Below are 17903 nucleotides of genomic sequence, written 5' to 3' on the forward strand. Positions count from 1 at the left end.
TTCGTCATGCAGTCATCAGGCGGTTCCTCGCTTTACCAGCTCTCCGACGTCGATTTTTCAATCGGCGACCGGCCGCTGCTGCAATCCATTTCGCTCCATATCGCACCGGGCCAGGTGGTGGGTCTGATCGGCCACAACGGTTCGGGCAAGACGTCGCTGATGCGGCTGCTGGCACGCCTGCATCAGCCGACGCGCGGCACGATTTACTTCGACGGTACCCCGCTCGAGAATTGGCCGCACCGTCGCTTCGCGCAGCAAGTAGCGCATTTGCCGCAATACACACCATCTACGGATGGCCTGCAGGTGCGCGAACTGGTCGCACTGGGCCGCTATCCATGGCATGGCGCGCTGGGCCGCGTCACGGCAGATGATGACGCGCGCGTCGAGGAAGCAATGGCATGGACCGACGTCGCGCGTTACGCGGACCGCGCCGTCGACAGTCTCTCGGGAGGCGAGCGTCAGCGTGTCTGGCTGGCCATGCTGATCGCGCAGAACAGTCGCTGCGTGCTGCTCGATGAACCGACCTCGGCGCTCGATATCAGTCACCAGATCGAAGTGCTCGGGCTGATCCGTTCGCTGTGCGAAAAGCGCGGCATGACCGCTATCGTCGTGCTGCACGACGTGAACATGGCGACGCGCTTCTGCAATGAGCTGATTTCGCTGCGCGGCGGCAAGGTGCTGATGCAGGCGAGTCCTGCGGAGATCATGCGTCCGGATAGCCTCGAAGCCATCTACGGGGTGCCGATGGGTGTGCTGACCGATCCGCAGAGCGGCTATGCGATTGGATTTCCGCGATGACCAAACCCGTCATTCGACCTGCGAGCAGGATTCCGCGCACGGACCCGCTACGCCGCAGGCTGCTTGCAGGATTCGGCGCGCTCGGTGCGTTCAGCATGCTTGACGCGTTTGGTTCGGCGAGCGCCTGGGCTGCTACGCAGACACAGAGCACTTCGTCCGAGCCCGCGCCTCACCGCATCGTCACCCTGAACTGGGAATTGACCGAGACGCTGCTCGCACTCGGCGTTGCACCGGTCGGCACACCGTTGCCCGACTGGTATCGCAATACGATTGTCGAGCCGCCGCTGCCCGCGAGTGTGGCCGATGTGGGGCTACTGTATCAGCCGAGCTTCGAGATGCTGCAGGCGCTGGCGCCGGATCTGATGATCATTACGCCGGGACATGCCCCCGCCAAACGCTGGCTCGAGCGTATCGCGCCGACGCTCACGCTCGGCGCTTACATGTCGAGCGATACGCCTTATCCAGCGCTGCTGAACGAGACGGGCGAACTCGCCGCAAAACTGCAGAGACCGCAGCGCGCAACCGACCTGATCGCCGCGACGGATCGCAACACCGCTAACGTGCGGGCGCAACTCGGCGTGCGTCCTGCGCTGCTGCGCGCGCCGGTTCTCGTCGCGGATCTGGTCGACGACCGCCATCTGCGCGTTTATGCGCAAGGCAGCCTGTTCGACGAGATGTTGCGGAAGCTAGGAGTCCAGAATGCTGCCAATCCCGGCGCGGGAAGCCAGCCATGGCGTACGGAACAGGGCTTCGCGATGGTGCCGGTGCAGCGCCTTGCCGATGTCCAGCAGGCAAGCCTGCTGCTGGTGGGTCCGCTGGAGGCCTCCGCACGTGCCGGCGTCAGGAAGAATGCGATCTGGCAGGCGCTGCCCATGGTGCGCGAGCGCCGCATTGCCATCCTGCCTGTGATCGCCCCGTATGGAGGACTGGTTTCGATGCAGCGTTTCGCGCAGGCAGTGGCGACGGCGCTCGCCACAATCGACAACGGCGGAGGCGGCGTTGCGTAACCTTGCTGCTGCATCTGTGCCCGCTGCACCGCGCGATTTTCGGGCGGCGCTCGTCGGCGTGCTTGGGGCGGTTGCCCTGATTCTCGCGATCGTCGGTATCCATGTCCAACTGAACGGCGCTTCGTTCTGGACGACGCTTTTTGCACCGAACCGCACTGACTTGCATCAGGTGCTCGTGCGCGACAGCCTGCTGCCGCGTATCGCCATGACCTTGCTGTGCGGCGCGGCACTGGCACTGGCGGGCACGCTGGCGCAACAGGTGCTGCGCAATCCGCTCGCCGAGCCGATGACGCTTGGCATTTTCCCCGGTTCGTACCTCGCGTTGATGATCGCCGAGTTGTGGGCGCCATCCTGGGTCGCCGGTGGCCGTACCATAGTGGCGCTCGCCGGTGGCGGCATCGCAATGCTGCTCGTGTTCGGGCTCGCGTGGCGGCAACGGATGTCTTCGCTTTCGGTGATCCTTTCAGGGATGATCGTCAACCTGTACTGCGGCGCCATCAGTCTCGCCATCTGCATGTCCCATTTCGACCTGCTGCGCGGGCTGATGATCTGGGGCGGCGGGGCGCTCGATCAGAGCGGCTGGCAGGAGAGCCGGCAACTTCTGTGGGGTGTGCTCGCTTGTGTCGTCGCGACTGTGCTGCTGCGCCGTCCATTGGGCGTATTCGAGGCCGGCGATTCGACCGTGCAGAGCCTTGGCATCTCGTTGCAACGCACGCGCTTTGCCGCGCTGCTGATCTCGGTAGTCCTGACGGCCTGCGTCGTGTCGACGGTCGGCGTGATCGGCTTTGTCGGCCTTGCTGCACCCACGCTGGCGCGCCTCGCTGGCGCAAGGCGACTCAGACAGCGCCTGATCTGGGCGCCTTTGCTTGGCGCGGCGTTGTTGTGGGCAACTGATGAAATCGTCCAGATGGTGTCTTCAACGGAACTGTTCTCGGCGCATCTGGTGCCCACCGGAACGGTCACCTCGTTGCTCGGCGTTCCCTTGCTGATGCTGTTGCTGCCGCGTTTGCGCAGCCAGCCTGACCTGCATGCGAGCGCCATCGCGCATGCACCGGTAGCCAGTCTTGGTAGACGCTTGCCGTGGGCAGTGGTCGGCCTTGTCGTGGTGCTGGTGCTGACCTTCGGCATATCGCGCGGTGTCCACGGCTGGCACGTTGCCAGTCCTGCGCAGATCGGCGCGCTGCTGTTCTGGCGGCTGCCGCACGCCATCGCGGCGATGTCGGCAGGTGTGCTGCTGGCGGTCGCCGGTACGCTGATCCAGCGCGTCACCGCCAATCCGATGGCGAGCCCCGATCTGCTCGGCGTGAGTTCTGGTGGCGCCCTCGGCATCGTCATCATCCTGTTCGCAGGACTCGATCCAACACCTGGGATCCTGTTCGCGGGCTGCCTCGCCGGCGCTATGACGACGCTTGCGCTGCTATTGTGGCTGGGCGGCCGCGCCTCGTTCGTGCCGGACCGGCTGCTGCTGATCGGTGTCGGGATCAGCGCGCTGTTCGAGGCTATCGTCAGCGCGACGCTGGCTAGCGGCGATCCACGTGCAGGTCTGCTAATGGATCTCGTGGTCGGCTCGACTTATTACATCGAACCCGCGGCTTCTTATGCGGCCGCTGCCGTCGCGCTAGCGGGACTGGTGCTCGGCCCGTTGATGGCACGCTGGATCGAAACGCTGAGCCTGGGCGCGCCGATGGCAGGCAGCCTCGGCGTGCCCGTCGCGCGAGCACGTCTGGCGATCCTGCTGCTAGCGGCGTTGCTCACCGCCACGGCCACGTTGCTGGTCGGCCCGCTTTCGTTTGTCGGGCTGATCGCGCCGCATATCGCCCGCTATTCGGGCGCGCGCCGGCCTGCAGTGCAGATGTTCGTGGCGTCGATCGTCGGCGCGTTGCTGATGGGCTTCGCGGATTGGCTTGGTCGCCAGGTCATGTTCCCTCAGGAGATGCCGGCTGGCCTTGTCGCGACGTTAATAGGCGGTCCTTATCTGATTGCGCTGACTCTGCGGAAGACAGTTGCGTCCACCTGAGCGCTCCGAAAGCCCGGTGCTTCACGCCGGGCTTTCGCCCTCTATACGGACCACAGGTCACAAACAACAGACAAAACTCAAAATGTATTTGCAAATGAGAATCGTTATCGATTAACATCTTATTCGCGATAACGAGATGTCTGGCGCATAGCGCGTCCGCGTGAGGCATCCACTGCGCGAGAGTGGTCTATTGCTGTTCGCGGTGCTGGGGAAAGTGCAAAGCCGCGATTCACTTTCGCTACGAATACATCATCCTGACATGCCTCGTTAGTTGTCCTTTTCAAAGGACCCGACGGGTTTGTGTCTTCACGCCGAGAATTTGCCAGCCACGATGAAAACAACCATGGACCATAGCCGTAGTAAGCGGCGAGCCAAAGCTCGCTTGTTCCAGTCCCGGCTGACGCCGGTGGCGATTTCGCTGATTGCGATGTGGGCCGGGCACGCCCGGGCGCAATCGACGCCAGCAAGCACGACAGGCGACAGCAGTGTGCTGCCGGCCGTTACGGTGACGAGCGACAGCGATGCCACCACCGAGGACAGCGGCTCCTACCGGGCCCGCAACGCGACGGTCGCGGGCGGTGTAGCACAACCGCTGCAGGAGATTCCGGCCTCGGTCTCGGTGGTAACGCGTCAGCGCATGGACGACCAGAACATGACGCAGATTCAGGATGCGCTGCTCTATGTCACGGGCGTCGAAGCGTTGAATTACGGCGATGGCACGGCCTATTACAGGTCGCGCGGCAATTACCTTGGTGTCGAATTCGACGGCGTGTCGGTTGTCAGCGGGTTGCAGTATCAGACCCAGTTCGATCTGGCCATGTACGACCGCATCGAAGTGTTCCGCGGTCCGGAAGGTGTGATGACGGGTGCAGCCGATCCGACCGATGCCGGCGGTACGGTCAACCTCGTGCGCAAACGTCCGCAGAACACGTTCCATCTGGAAACCGAGACGCAGATCGACTCGTTCGGCGCTGTGCGCCAGATGGTCGACGTGACCGGGCCGCTCAACAAGGACGGCTCGTTGCGTGGCCGCGCGGTGATTGTGGGCAGCGATGGACTGCAATCGGTCGACGGCGTGCGCGAAAAAAAGTTCATGGTGTACGGCGCGCTCGACTACGACTTCAATCCGCGCACGACGCTGTCGTTGTCGGCGGCCTATGAGGTCAATCCGGTGTCGGGCTTCGACTATGGTATCGGCGAAACGGCCTCCGGCACGCGGCTGCCGAGTTCGTACTCGCAAAACTTCAGCCCGAGCTGGAATTACAGCTATACGTCGCTGGCGGAAACCAATCTCAACCTGACGCACCGCTTCGAGAACGACTGGCAGTCGTCGACCACGGTCTTCTATCGCCATGAACTGCAGTCGACAAATTACGCCTATTCCGGCCCGGGCGTCACCGACGACGGCCTCTCGGCCTACGGCGATCAGCGGCAGCGCATTACCTACGACTGGTTCGGCGCCGATACCCATGTGTCGGGCCCGATCAATCTGTTCGGCCAGACTCATACGCTGACCGTCGGGGCAAACTACTCGCTGCAGAACGAGACTACGAAGTCCGGCTTTGTCTCCCTCACGGGGCCATTCGCTGACGGCGACTACAACGTCTTCGATGCGGACTCGGTGCCGAGCGTCAACGTGCCGTTCACGTATGGTTCCAACATCCGGACCGAGGAATACGGGGTCTACGCACAGGCCAGGATTCATCTCGCCAAGCCGCTGACACTCGTGCTCGGTGCGCGCGAAACGTTCTTCAATGAAGAGTCGCAGACCATCTTGCCGAGCGTATCCGACTGGAGCACGGAAGCGCGGATGAATGGCAAGTTCCTGCCGTCGGCGGCACTCGTCTATGACATCGTTCCCTGGTTGAGCGCATATGTCAGCTATTCGAAGATTTTCGAGCCGCAGACGGCGACCACTTATACGGGTGCGGCGTTGCCGCCAGCAACGGGTGACCAGTACGAAACCGGCCTGAAAGGCACGTTCCTGAACGGACGCCTTGGTGCGACGGCCGCTCTGTTCCGCATCAACACCAACAACGTCGCGATCACGGACCCCGACAATCCGACGGGTTCGATCGCCGGCGGCGCGGCGCGTGACCAGGGCTTCGAGTTCGAAGTCACCGGGGAGCCGCTGCCGAACTGGAATGTGTATGCGGGCTACACCCTGCTGAACGAAAGCTTTACGAACCAGACGGCCAATTACTCGGACGGCACGGACCCGAAACATCTGTTCAAGCTGTGGACGAGCTACCGCCTCTCGCAAGGACTCCTGAAGGGTGTGACGGTGGGCGGCGGGATGCTGGCTCAAAGCGAGATTACCCGTGGTGTAGAGCAGGGCGGCTATGCGATCTTCAATGCGCAGGTGGGCTATCGCATCAACAAGCACGTGGATACCTCGCTGACGCTGAACAACATGTTCAATCGCGAGTACTACGTGCGTCCGCCCGGAACGTACTTTAGCCAGTTCGGGGACCGGCGCAACCTGATGTTGACGGTGCGCACAGATTTCTAACGTGGCAAATCGAGGCATGCGCGGGAATTCCTTCGCGCATGCGGCTGCATGAAATGCGCGGCTCCGCTTTACGGCGTGGCCGCGCGCTGGTCTCTGGACCTCACGCACAGCGCCGCGCGTTCGTAGCGCTTGTGGAAACGCGCCGCCTCGGAGCCAGCTTGACCTGAAAGAACTTGACAAGACTGGGCATCATGTCTAATTTTGTATAAATGATAATCATTCGTATTTGTATTCAGCATGTCGAGCCGGCGGTGTGTCTGCCGGGTTTGTCGCGTTTGCCGCATTTGTTATCCGCCAGCCATTCGTGAGGTGTGCTGTGCATGCTATGCCGACGCTGTCGTGCAGCGCACTCCCGAGTCACTCACAGGAAATATCGCCATGACGCAAGCTACGCCGTTGCTATTCGACTTTGCGCCGTTCGCCGGCAAAAGCGAACAGTACGTAGAGCTGATCAAGCAGTTCGCCGCCGCCCAATCGTTTCGCAGCGCCACCGTCGACGAGTTGCTACTCGATGACGACTACCACCGGCGTCCGTTGCGCCCCGAAGACTTCGAGTTCCTCAAGTTCGCCAAGCCGGTCCGTCAACATAACGTGAGCCGTCTGCCGTCGCTGGCTGCAAACCGTACGCTGCTATCGATCTATGAGCTAGGCATCGCGCGCCTGCCGCGCAGCGCAGAGGCGGCGGAGTGGCAACATTTCAGCGGGTTCTATCGTGACGACGTCCAGGTGCGTGGCGCACAACTCGCGCCGTTCCTCGAGTCGTATGCATTTGAATATCTCGCTCAGGACCAGGGCATCGAAACGGATGCCGCCGCGGCGGCGGGACGCCTTGCGCGGATTGTCGACGACGAAACCGCATTCTGGAGCGGGACACTCGAGCGCCTGATGCGCAACGATTATCTCGAGGAAGGGTTGCGCTTCATCATGGTCCAGCGCTGGGCGCTGGCGCCGTCGAAGCGCCGCGCGTTGGCGAAGGCTGCCGCAAGCGGCCTGTTCGATATGCTCCCTGCCGAGTTGCGTCCGACGCTCGAAGGCGATCTTCCTGACGACGCTTTGCTGCAACGTGTAGCCGGTGCGTGTGGTGTCACTCGCCAGCAACATGCGTACTGGCAGTTCTACCTGCCCACCAGCATGGCGAAGTGCAATCTGCTGTACGCGCTGGGACGCCGGCCGGATCGCGCGTTCGCACTCGTCGGCGCCGCCTTCGCGGCGCAAGCCGAGTGGCTCGCTTTCGGTCTCGCACTCGAGCGCGCTTGTGCGCATCTGCAGCCTGCCGGACGCCGTCGCGGCGACGCAGCTGAGCGAAAGACCGAACTGGTGGCGCGCTTCACGCAGGCGTTGCAGAGCATCGAGCGCCAGTTCGGCGCCGCTGCCTTCACGCAGGCTGTGCAAGGCGTCGCGGCTGCCGAGCGTCTCGCCGAGCGGGCCCGTTGGGATCTTGGCGAACAACTGCTGTGGCTTTCGTCGATTCGCCGCTACGTCGATTTCGCGCATCGCATCAGCACGCGTATCGATGCGGAATGCCCCGGCATCGACCGTGAGACCTTCGTCGAGCCGCATGAGATGTGCTCGACCACGCACGTTCACAACGACCATCGTCTCGTGACCATTCAGGATGGCGAAATGCTTTTCTGGGGCAACGTCGGCATGCAGCTCAAGATGAACGAGGGCGACATGGTGCTGATCCCCGATGGACGCCTGCATGGCTCGACCGTCGTCTCCGGCGAGTGCACCTATCATCAGCCGATCATCCCCGACGATTGGGTGCAGGCGCTGGTCACCGAACTGGACGCGAAGGCCGAGGCCTGAGCATCGCGCGCGGGCACTTGCGGTTCTTTTGTGGCCGTATCGTTGCCGAGCGCCGTGAACACCGGAAAGCCTGGGACAAGGGCGCCGGTTCCCCCGCAAACCGATATCTCAGTTGACGCACGTCCGCGAGGGCGTGTGCCGGCCCGCTCGCCACTGCGCGATGCAGATGTGTGACGACAAAGGACATTGAAGATGCGCTCAAACGAGGGAACCGTGATGGATGCCGTGCAGTTCGCCGAACCGCCTGCGCCAAACCCACACGAAGACGCGCTGCCCAGCGAAGGATTCGATCCCGGCGACTGGAAAAGCCGGATCATCGCAGGACGCGCGACTGGCGCGGCAGCGAATCCGCCCGCATGGCTGGATGCGTCGTATGGCACGATGTGCGGGCATGTGATGGACCCGGCGTATCCGTGCTTCTTCGGCACGATGGCCGAGAAACGCGGCGAAATGTTCTATTCGTATGTGAACGGCAGGGACATTCGCGATTTGCCCGCAACGATGCAAACGTTCGCCGAGCTCGTCTCGCTGCCGCAATATCGCAAGAACAACATTGCAGTGTTCTTCGAACCCGATCGCGAGCCGCTTACGCACGCGGCGTATCACGACTTGTTCTGGAGCATTCTGCAGCACCTGCACGACGTTGACCCCCATCCGCATGCCGATGCCCAGCCGGACCCGTCGCACGAAGACTGGGAGTTTTCGTTTGCCGGCGTGGAGACCTTCGTGGTTTGCGCGTGCCCGTCGTTCCGGCAGAGACATAGTCGCAATCTTGGACCCGGCATGGTGCTGCTGTTTCAGCCACGCAGCGTGTTCGTCGACACCATTACCAACAAGGTGATCGGGCGTGAGGCGCGCAATCAGGTGCGCAAACGCATCGAAACTTGGGACACGATTCCCGCACACCCCGACCTCGGCTTTTACGGCGACCCAGGCAATCTGGAATGGAAGCAATACTTCCTCGACGACACCAACTTGCCCGCCGACGATCGTTGTCCATTTCTCAAGCGTCAACGCGAGAAGGCTGCAGCCCACGCGCTTGCCGATGTGGCATGGCGCAGAACATCGGCACCCGACTGAGACCGAGCACGAACGCGAACGCCGTGCGCGTCGTGAACGCGGCGAAGATTGAGCGAGTGGGTGACGCATTGCCCGAATCGCCGCAACGGGCGCGGCCTGCCACACGAGATGGTGAAATGACTGAGAACATGATCGAACGCTTGCGCGCATTGAGCGTATCGCGCGCGACCGGCACCGCGCTGGTGACGCTGGATGCCAGCGGTGAGAAGCGCTATGACTATGCGGGCCTGGACCGGCGCGCACGGGCAATTGGCGCAGTCTTGCACGGGGTGGATGGCGAGGCGGATGCGGAAGCAGCCCATATGCCACCGCGTGCGCTTCTGTTGATGGACAGCGGTGTCGATTACGTAGCAGCGTTTTTCGGCTGCCTCTACGCAGGCGTTATCGCAGTGCCGGCTTATCCGCCCGAGTCGTTGCGCGGACAACATCTCTCGCGCCTCGAGTCGATCGCCGCAGATGCGGGAGCTAGCTTCATCCTGACGACTGCCGCGCTTGCCGGCAAACTTCGCGATGCGTTTGAGAAGATCGCACCACGCGCTGAAATCATAATGGTGGACACGCTCGATCTGGGCAGCGACGCATCGAGTTCCTTCGAGCCGCATCGCGCCGTGCCGTCCGACATCGCATTTCTGCAGTACACCTCAGGTTCGACATCGGCACCCAAGGGTGTGATGGTTACACATGGCAGTTTGTGGGCCAATGAGCTGGCCATCCGCGAAGGCCTTGGTGTTCGCGAGAACGACGTGTTTGTGAGTTGGCTGCCGCTGTATCACGACATGGGTCTGATCGGAACGCTATCGCAGCCTGTGTTTAGCGGGATTCCACTGGTGCTGATGTCGCCGCAGTATTTTCTCGAACGGCCGGTGAGATGGCTCGAAGCAATCGCGCGTCATCGCGGCACGATCTCGGGTGGTCCTGACTTCGCGTACCGGTTGTGCGCCGATCGCGTCAGCGAAGAGCAGCGTGCAGCTTTAGATCTGTCCTCGTGGCGGCTCGCATTCTCTGGCTCGGAGCCGGTTCGAAAGGCCACTCTGGAGGTTTTTGCTGGACGCTTCGCTGGCGTCGGGTTCGATCCGCATGCGTTGTTTCCGTGTTATGGACTGGCTGAGGCTACGCTCTATGTCAGCGGCATTGCGCCGGGGAGTGGTCCTCGTGCGCCGTCATTTTCTGCGACTGGACTCGCAGCCGGTCGTGCCGAAGGCGAAGGCGCCGGGGATGGCGATGGCATACCCATCGTTTCATGCGGCAAGCCTGTGAACGGCCATGCGTTGGCAATCGTCGATAGCGAGAGTGGCATTGAGCTGGGTGCAGGGCAGATCGGCGAGATTCTCGTGCGAGGTCCGAGCGTGGCGGCTGGCTATTGGCGTCGGCCCGAGGACAGCGCTCGTACGTTCGTCGAGCGCGACGGCTCACGTTGGCTGCGCACGGGCGACCTGGGCTTTCTGCACGAGGGCGAACTCTACGTCGCCGGGCGCATCAAGGATCTGCTGATCGTGCGTGGTCGCAACGTGTATCCACAGGATCTTGAGCTCGCGATCGAGCGCGAGGTCGAACTGGTGCGTCGTGGTCGCGTCGCGGCGTTTGCAGTTGAGATCGATGGTCAGGAAGGCATTGGCATCGCTGCGGAAGTCTCGCGCAACATGCAGAAGCTCGCGCCGGCGGAGGCGATTTCGGCTGCGCTGAGCGAAGCAGTCGCACTTGCTTGCGGTGAACCGGCGGGTGTCGTTGTGCTGCTGAATCCAGGTGGGTTGCCGAAGACGTCGAGCGGTAAGGTACAGCGAGCGGCCTGTGTGCGCGGTTGGCAGCAGCGTTCGCTCGACGCCTATGCTTATTTTGAGCAGGGACGTCGGGTTGAATCGAATGCCTTGCGTGATGATGGCGCTACTGTGGCCGAGTCTGCATTGTTAGCGCCGCTGGCCGGATTTGAACAGGAGCTTGCCGCGCTGTGGCGTGATGCATTGAGCTTGCCGCAGGAGCGCCCTGCTCGCGAAGACAGCTTCTTTGCACTCGGCGGCAGCTCGCTCGCGGCGGTGCAACTGGCTGCTTCTGCGCGGGCGCGCTGGGCGATCGATTACACGCCGCGCGATGTCTTTGGTGCGCCCGTTTTCAGGGACGCTGCTGCACTAATCGAGCAGAGGAGCGCGCAAGGAGCGGTGTCGCCGGAGTTGGTGGTAGCGCGTCTCTCTGACGACCAGCGGACGCAGACACGCGCCTCCGATGCCCAACGAGGCCTCTGGTTGACGTGGCACCATGACCCCGCGAGTGCCGCTTACAACATGAGCGGCGAGTTGCATTTAACAGGTGAACTGGATCTGGGCGCCCTGCAGCGTGCGTTTGACGACGTGGTACGACGCCATGAAATCCTACGCGCCCATTTCACGCTTGGCGACGACGGTGAGCCCGTGCAGGTCATCGAGGGCGGCATGCGCGTGCTGTTACCCGTGACGCGGCTTGAAACCGGCTCGCCTGCCGCACAACGTGAGGCTACGCTCGATGCACTGGTCGAGCAGGTGGCCCGACAGCCCTTCGATCTCGAACACGGGCCGCTATTGCGCGCTCACCTGGTCAGCATCGGTGGACGTGAGCATCGCCTGTTGCTTGCACTCCACCACATCATCGCAGATGGCGGGTCGGTGAACGTGTTGCTGACGTCGCTGGCGGACGCCTATCGTGCGCAACTGGCCGGCGCGGTTTCAGTGGTATCGAGCATCGAGCCTCAGCTACAGCACGTGGATTATGTCGCGTGGGAGCGTGCCACGCTCGATTCCGCTGCGCTTGCGCGCCAGCTCGAGTACTGGCGTACTCAACTCGCTGCGGACGGGGATCCCGCTGCCGCAGCGCAACTCTTTGCACGACCCGCTTCAAGTGCTGCGATTTCAGTCGCAGATGTTACGAGCCTTGCAGGGCATCAACGCAGTTTGACCTTCTCGCTTCCTGCCCGTACCGCAGCGACGCTAAAACGCGTTGGCGCAACTCGGCACGCGTCGCTCTTCATGACGATGCTCGCAGTCCTGAATGTCACCCTGCAACGTCTGAGCGGCCGGCACGACATTCGCGTTGGCGCGCCGATGTCACTGCGCAAGCTTCCCGAAGCGCAGTCGATGATTGGCTACTTCGTCAATCTGCAGGTAATGCGCACGCGCATGAACGCGCATCGCGATTTCGGCGCGCTCGTCGATGCCGTACGCGAAACCGTGCTGGCTGCGCAGGAACATCAGGATGTGCCATTCGATCGGCTCGTCAGCGCGCTGCTGCCGAACCGCGCAAGCGGGGCCGCGCTGTTCCAGGTCAAGCTGACCGAACAGCAGCCATTCGCCGAAGCCGCGTTCGCGCCACTCGACGCGCGGCTTCATGTGTTGTTGAATGACGCACCTCATTTCGACCTTGCACTTGATTTCACCCGCACCGGTGAAGCGATTGACTGCTTGCTCGCGTATGACGATACGGTGTTCGACACCGCGTTTGCTGAACGCTTTGCGGGCTTGTTTACTGAGTTGGCGGAGCGACTCGGCGGGGCGCCCGATACGCCTTTGGAGCGACATGTAGCGAGCTCAGTTACGGAGCTGATGCATTGCGGCGCGACTACCGGGCGACGCGCAAGCAACGTTCAGAACATCACCAATCCACAGGACGCGTACACTACGCAAGACGTGCTGGCGCTGTGGGATGCCAGCGTCGCACGTCACCCCGAACGCATCGCTCTTTACGACGGCAAGCGCAGTGTGACATTCGGTGCACTGGACGCCGCAGCAGAAGCGCTCGCGGCCCAACTTGACGTTCTCGGTGTAGGCGATGAAGCGCGCGTTGGCGTGCTGGCCAGCCGCTCGATCGAACAGGTGCTTGGCATGCTGGCGGCGTTCAAGGCCGGCGCAACCTGGGTGCCATTCGATCCGCAGATGCCGCCCGCACGGATCGCCACGCAGATCGCGGACAGCGGCGCAGTTGTGTTGCTCCATGCAGGCGCCTTGCCGGCGGCCCTGACTAGTATCGCGTCGAGCATCTCAACGCTCGCGCTGCAACACGACCTAACGGCTTCGTCAGCGTACCAGATCGCTTCCACCGAACCGGCACCACGTTCACGCCGCCCACCGCACGCAGACCGAGCGGCGTACATGATCTACACCTCAGGTTCGACGGGTGAACCGAAGGGCGTCGTCGTTACCCATGGTGGTCTCGCAAACTACGTGAACGGGATGCTCACGACATTGCAGGTCGACGCGGACGCGTCGTTTGCGATGGTGTCTACCCCTGCCGCCGATCTCGGCCATACGGTGCTATTTGGCGCGCTGTGCTCAGGACGCACGCTGCATCTGCTTGCACAGGACCTCGCATTCAACCCCGATGGATTCGCGCACTATATGGCCGAGCACCGGATCGGTGTACTGAAGATCGTGCCGAGCCACCTGGCCGCATTGCTGTCCGCAGCGCGTCCTCGCGATGTTCTGCCGACACATGCGCTGATTGCCGGCGGCGAGGCGACGCCCGCCGCGTTGCTCGAACGTCTCAGTGCGCTCCAGCCGACCTGTCGAATCTTCAATCACTACGGGCCAACGGAAACGACGATTGGCATCGCGATGCACGCTCTCCCGAAAGCGTCGCAATCAGGCCGCGATTTGCCCTTGGGTGCGCCGCTGCCCAACGCCCACATCTACCTGCTCGATGATCGGATGGAGCCAGTGGCGCGAGGCGCTGAGGGTGAGTTGTACCTCGGTGGACCGGGTGTCGCGCGCGGCTATCATGGTCGCGCTGGCCTCACGGCTGAACGCTTCGTGCCCGATCCGCTAGTGCCCGGTGCTCGCCTCTATCGCTCCGGCGATCGAGGACGTCGCGGCGCCGACGGCCTGCTCGAATACCTCGGTCGAGTGGACGATCAGGTGAAGATTCGCGGCTATCGCGTCGAACCGCGCGAGGTCGAGCGCGAGATCCTTCGCGTGGATGGCGTGCAAGATGTCGCGGTGCTGACATACGACGCGTCGTCGGGAAAACGCCTGGCGGCGTTTGTCGTGACGAGCCGTGCACTCGATGCCGTGATGGTCGACGCTGCCCGCGCGCTGCCCGACTACATGATGCCGGCGGAGACCATCGCGCGCGATGCGCTGCCGCTGAACGCCAACGGCAAGCTCGACCGCGCCGCGCTGCAGGCGGTGCTCGACGAAAATCGGCAAGTGCAGTTTGAGCTGACCGCAGGCCCAGATACTACTAACGTCGATGCACCTCGCACGGCAACCGAACTCACACTCGCGCAGATCTGGGCGGAAGTGCTCGGTATCGAACCGGGCCCGATCGGCCGGGGACAGAATTTCTTCGAAGTCGGCGGCGATTCGATTCTTGGCCTCAAGGTCGTTGCGAAAGCGCGTAAGGCTGGATTGTGGCTCACGCCGAAGCAGTTGTTCGAGCGGCGGACTCTGGCCGAACTTGCGCTTCACGCGGAGTCGAAGGGTGGAGCGGCTAAGCAGGATGCTCATCGACAGCCTTCGATCAAGCGTCTGCCCGATACAGTGAGGGCGCGCACGGAAGCGTCCTTTGCGCAGCGGCGACAGTGGTTCTTATGGCAGCTAGCCCCCGAGAGTAGTGCGTATCACGTGACAGGTGGGCTGTGGCTGGGGGGCGAACTCAGCGCGGTTGCGTTGCGCAAGAGTCTTGAAGCGATCGTAACGCGTCATGAAGTGCTGCGTACGCGCTTCGTAGCAGACGAAGCAGGCAGGGTTGAACAACAGATAGATGCGCATGCTCAGCTCGACTGGCGCGAAGCTACTTTGCCGGCCGCACAGATTGATATAGCAGCGCGCGCGTTTGCGAGCGAGCCGTTCGATCTGGCAGCAGGTCCATTGTTGCGTGCCGCCCTGTACTGTAGCGAAGGCGAAGCAGGCCGCAGCCTGCTGGTCCTGACGCTGCATCACATCGTCTCGGACGGCTGGTCGATACAGGTGCTGCTGGAAGAACTGGTGGCGCACTACCGCGCAGCGGTACTGAGCGAACCGTTGACCGCACACGCGTTGCCCGTGCAATACGCAGACTACGCGGCTTGGCAACGCGAGTGGCTCGAAGCAGGCGAGCAGGAAAAGCAGCTCGCTTACTGGCGCGATACGCTGGGCACGACGCATCCAGTGCTGGCATTACCGACGGACGCACCGCGCCAGGCGCACGCGTCGTACACGGCAGGCCGCCATGGCGTGACGTTGCCGCCCGAACCGGCGCAGGCGGTCCGCGAATGCGCGCAGCGCAGTTCGACGACACCGTTCATGGTGTTGCTAGCCGCATTCCAGGCGCTCCTGCACCGCTACACAGGCGAGCGCGACATCCGCATAGGCGTTCCGGTCGCGAACCGCAACCGCGTCGAAACGGAGCCGCTGATCGGCTTCTTCGCGAACACGCAGGTGCTGCGCAGCCAGATCGACGGCGCGACCACATTAGGGACTCTGCTGACCCAGGTACGCAACGCAGCCGAAGGCGCGCAAGCCCATCAGGAACTCCCGTTCGATGTCCTGGTGGACGCGCTGCGCCCCGAGCGCAGTCTGAGCCACAGCCCGTTGTTCCAGGTGATGTTCAATCATCAGCGACGCGACTGGCGTGTGCTGCAGCAACTGCCTGATCTAACCATCGAGCCTTACCGGCTTCCGGGCACGATGGCGCAGTTCGAGTTGATGCTCGATACACGTGAAGAGGAAGACGGCACGCTGACGCTCGAATTCACCTACGCGCAGGAGTTGTTCCACGAGTCGACTGTGCAGCGTCTGACTCGCCATTACCAGCGGCTGCTCGAAGCGTTCTCGCGACACACCGACGGACTAAACGAAACGGTCGACGCGATCGTGCTAGCCGACGACACGGAACGTTCCATCCTCGCAGACTGGAGCCGCAATTCGACTCGTTACGTGGGCTACGAGCCGGTGTTCCGTGCCTTCGAACATCATGCCACCGTACATCCGGACGCGGCCGCTTTGCTCTTTGGCGAGCAGGTCCTGAGTTATGGCGAACTGAACGCGCAAGCTAACCAGCTTGCGCGCTGGCTGCGTGCGCAGGGCGTTGGCGTCGAATCGCGTGTCGGTATGGCAGCGCATCGCTCGCTGGAGATGGTCGTCGCGCTCTACGCCATCATGAAGGCAGGCGCGGCCTACGTGCCGCTCGATCCTTCGTACCCGGCCGAGCGCCTCGCGTACATGATCGACGATAGCGGCATTGACCTGTTGCTGACCCACGGCGGCATCTCGTTGCCAGAGGTAGACGGCGTGCGCCGCGTCGAACTGGAATCGATCGACGCCGATGCGTACGCAACATCCGATCTCAACGACATCCCGTTGCACGGCGCGAATCTCGCCTACGTGATCTATACGTCGGGTTCGACCGGCCGTCCGAAGGGTGTGGGCAACCGTCACGACGCGTTATGGAACCGTCTGGTCTGGATGCAGCAGACCTACGGCCTGAAACGTGGTGAAACGGTGCTGCAAAAGACACCGTTCAGCTTCGACGTCTCCGTTTGGGAATTCTTCTGGCCGCTGATGGTGGGTGCACGACTCGCGATCGCGGCGCCGGACGCGCATCGCGATCCTCAGCGGCTGGCGGCAGCCATCCGCGATTACCGGGTGAGCACGCTGCATTTCGTACCGTCGATGCTGCAGGCGTTCATCGCGAGCGGAGAGGCATCACGCTGCGGCGAGACACTTGCGAGAATCGTATGCAGCGGCGAAGCGCTCCCGGCCGATCTGCAAGTAAAGGTCTCCCAAGCAATGCCACAGGTGGTTTTGCACAACCTGTATGGGCCCACCGAAGCCGCGATCGATGTCACCGCGTGGACTTGCGTCGCAGAAGCCGGGCGTCCGGTGCCGATCGGCCGGCCAATTGCGGCTACGCAAACCTGGGTGCTGGATGCGCGGATGGAGCCTGTGCCGCAGGGTGTGCCCGGTGAGTTATACCTTGGCGGCGCCGGACTGGCGCGTGGTTATCTGGGCCGGCCGGGGCTGACGGCGGAACGCTTCGTGCCGGACCCGCTTGGCGGTACGCCCGGCGCGCGCCTCTACCGTACCGGAGACCTGGTACGCTGGCGTGCCGATGGCGCGCTCGACTATCTGGGGCGGCTCGATCACCAGGTAAAGATCCGTGGCTTTCGCATCGAGTTAGGCGAGATCGAGGCGGCGTTGACTGCACAGACCGGTGTTCGCGAAGCCGTGGTCGTTGCGCACGATGGCCGACTGATTGCGTACGCGGTGGGCGAGTCGCTTGACGCTGCCGCGTTGCGGGTGCAGCTTGCGCGACGTTTGCCCGACTATATGGTGCCCTGGCGGATCATACCGCTCGCGGCGATGCCGCTGAATGCGAACGGCAAGGTGGACCGGCGCGCTTTGCCGCAGCCTTCTTCGGAGGCCGCGAGCGAGGTGACCTGGGAGGCGCCGCGTGAGGGCGTCGAGGCGCAACTCGCGGCGATCTGGTCGATGTTGTTAGGCGCTGCACGCGTCGGACGTCACGATGATTTCTTCGCGCTGGGCGGCCATTCGCTGCTCGCGGTGCGTTTGAACGCGCGGATCGCGCTCGAACTGAACGCGAACCTGCCGCTCGCCACGTTGTTCGAAGCGGCGACGCTGCATGAGCAGGCGGCGGCTATCGATCGTACGCGTCAAGGTGAGAACAATGACGAGGCGCTGCGTGGCCTCGATCTCTTTATCGACACCCTTTGAGCAGATTC

The 17903-nt window shown here is 62.8% G+C and carries 7 protein-coding genes; all 7 read left to right on the forward strand.

Annotated elements, in window-relative coordinates:
- Window positions 1–6: 6 nt before the first annotated feature.
- The 7 genes from BUS06_RS27015 to BUS06_RS27045 all read left to right on the forward strand — a co-directional run bounded on the left by BUS06_RS27015 (window position 7) and on the right by BUS06_RS27045 (window position 17895).
- Window positions 7–798, forward strand: coding sequence for an ABC transporter ATP-binding protein (locus tag BUS06_RS27015; RefSeq protein WP_074267456.1), 792 nt, complete (start codon window positions 7–9; stop codon window positions 796–798).
- A complete protein-coding gene (locus BUS06_RS27020; protein ID WP_143787660.1) occupies window positions 795–1805 on the forward strand; it encodes an ABC transporter substrate-binding protein in 1011 nt (336 codons plus the stop codon). Before BUS06_RS27015 ends, BUS06_RS27020 begins: the two co-directional genes overlap by 4 nt.
- Window positions 1798–3822: a Fe(3+)-hydroxamate ABC transporter permease FhuB gene (gene fhuB, locus BUS06_RS27025; protein WP_254368973.1), complete on the forward strand. Its 2025-nt coding sequence runs from the start codon at window positions 1798–1800 to the stop codon at window positions 3820–3822. Before BUS06_RS27020 ends, fhuB begins: the two co-directional genes overlap by 8 nt.
- A gap of 343 nt (window positions 3823–4165) precedes the next feature.
- On the forward strand, window positions 4166–6334 hold the full coding sequence (locus BUS06_RS27030) for a TonB-dependent siderophore receptor (RefSeq protein WP_254368974.1): 2169 nt from the start codon (window positions 4166–4168) through the stop codon (window positions 6332–6334).
- Between the two features lie 378 nt (window positions 6335–6712).
- Window positions 6713–8143: a cupin domain-containing protein gene (locus BUS06_RS27035; RefSeq protein WP_074267458.1), complete on the forward strand. Its 1431-nt coding sequence runs from the start codon at window positions 6713–6715 to the stop codon at window positions 8141–8143.
- A gap of 216 nt (window positions 8144–8359) precedes the next feature.
- On the forward strand, window positions 8360–9223 hold the full coding sequence (locus BUS06_RS27040; protein ID WP_074267459.1) for a YqcI/YcgG family protein: 864 nt from the start codon (window positions 8360–8362) through the stop codon (window positions 9221–9223).
- Window positions 9224–9339: 116 nt separating this feature from the next.
- A complete protein-coding gene (locus BUS06_RS27045) occupies window positions 9340–17895 on the forward strand; it encodes a non-ribosomal peptide synthetase (protein ID WP_074269317.1) in 8556 nt (2851 codons plus the stop codon).
- Window positions 17896–17903: the final 8 nt, after the last annotated feature.

The sequence above is a fragment of the Paraburkholderia phenazinium genome (assembly GCF_900141745.1).
GTDB lineage: Bacteria > Pseudomonadota > Gammaproteobacteria > Burkholderiales > Burkholderiaceae > Paraburkholderia > Paraburkholderia phenazinium_B.

Excerpts from the sequence above, each read along its gene's own strand:
- BUS06_RS27015 (WP_074267456.1), top strand. The coding sequence starts at position 7 with ATGCAGTCATCAGGCGGTTCCTCGCTTTACCAGCTCTCCGACGTCGAT.
- BUS06_RS27020 (WP_143787660.1), top strand. The coding sequence starts at position 795 with ATGACCAAACCCGTCATTCGACCTGCGAGCAGGATTCCGCGCACGGAC.
- BUS06_RS27030 (WP_254368974.1), top strand. The coding sequence starts at position 4,166 with ATGGACCATAGCCGTAGTAAGCGGCGAGCCAAAGCTCGCTTGTTCCAG.
- BUS06_RS27035 (WP_074267458.1), top strand. The coding sequence starts at position 6,713 with ATGACGCAAGCTACGCCGTTGCTATTCGACTTTGCGCCGTTCGCCGGC.
- BUS06_RS27040 (WP_074267459.1), top strand. The coding sequence starts at position 8,360 with ATGGATGCCGTGCAGTTCGCCGAACCGCCTGCGCCAAACCCACACGAA.
- BUS06_RS27045 (WP_074269317.1), top strand. The coding sequence starts at position 9,340 with ATGACTGAGAACATGATCGAACGCTTGCGCGCATTGAGCGTATCGCGC.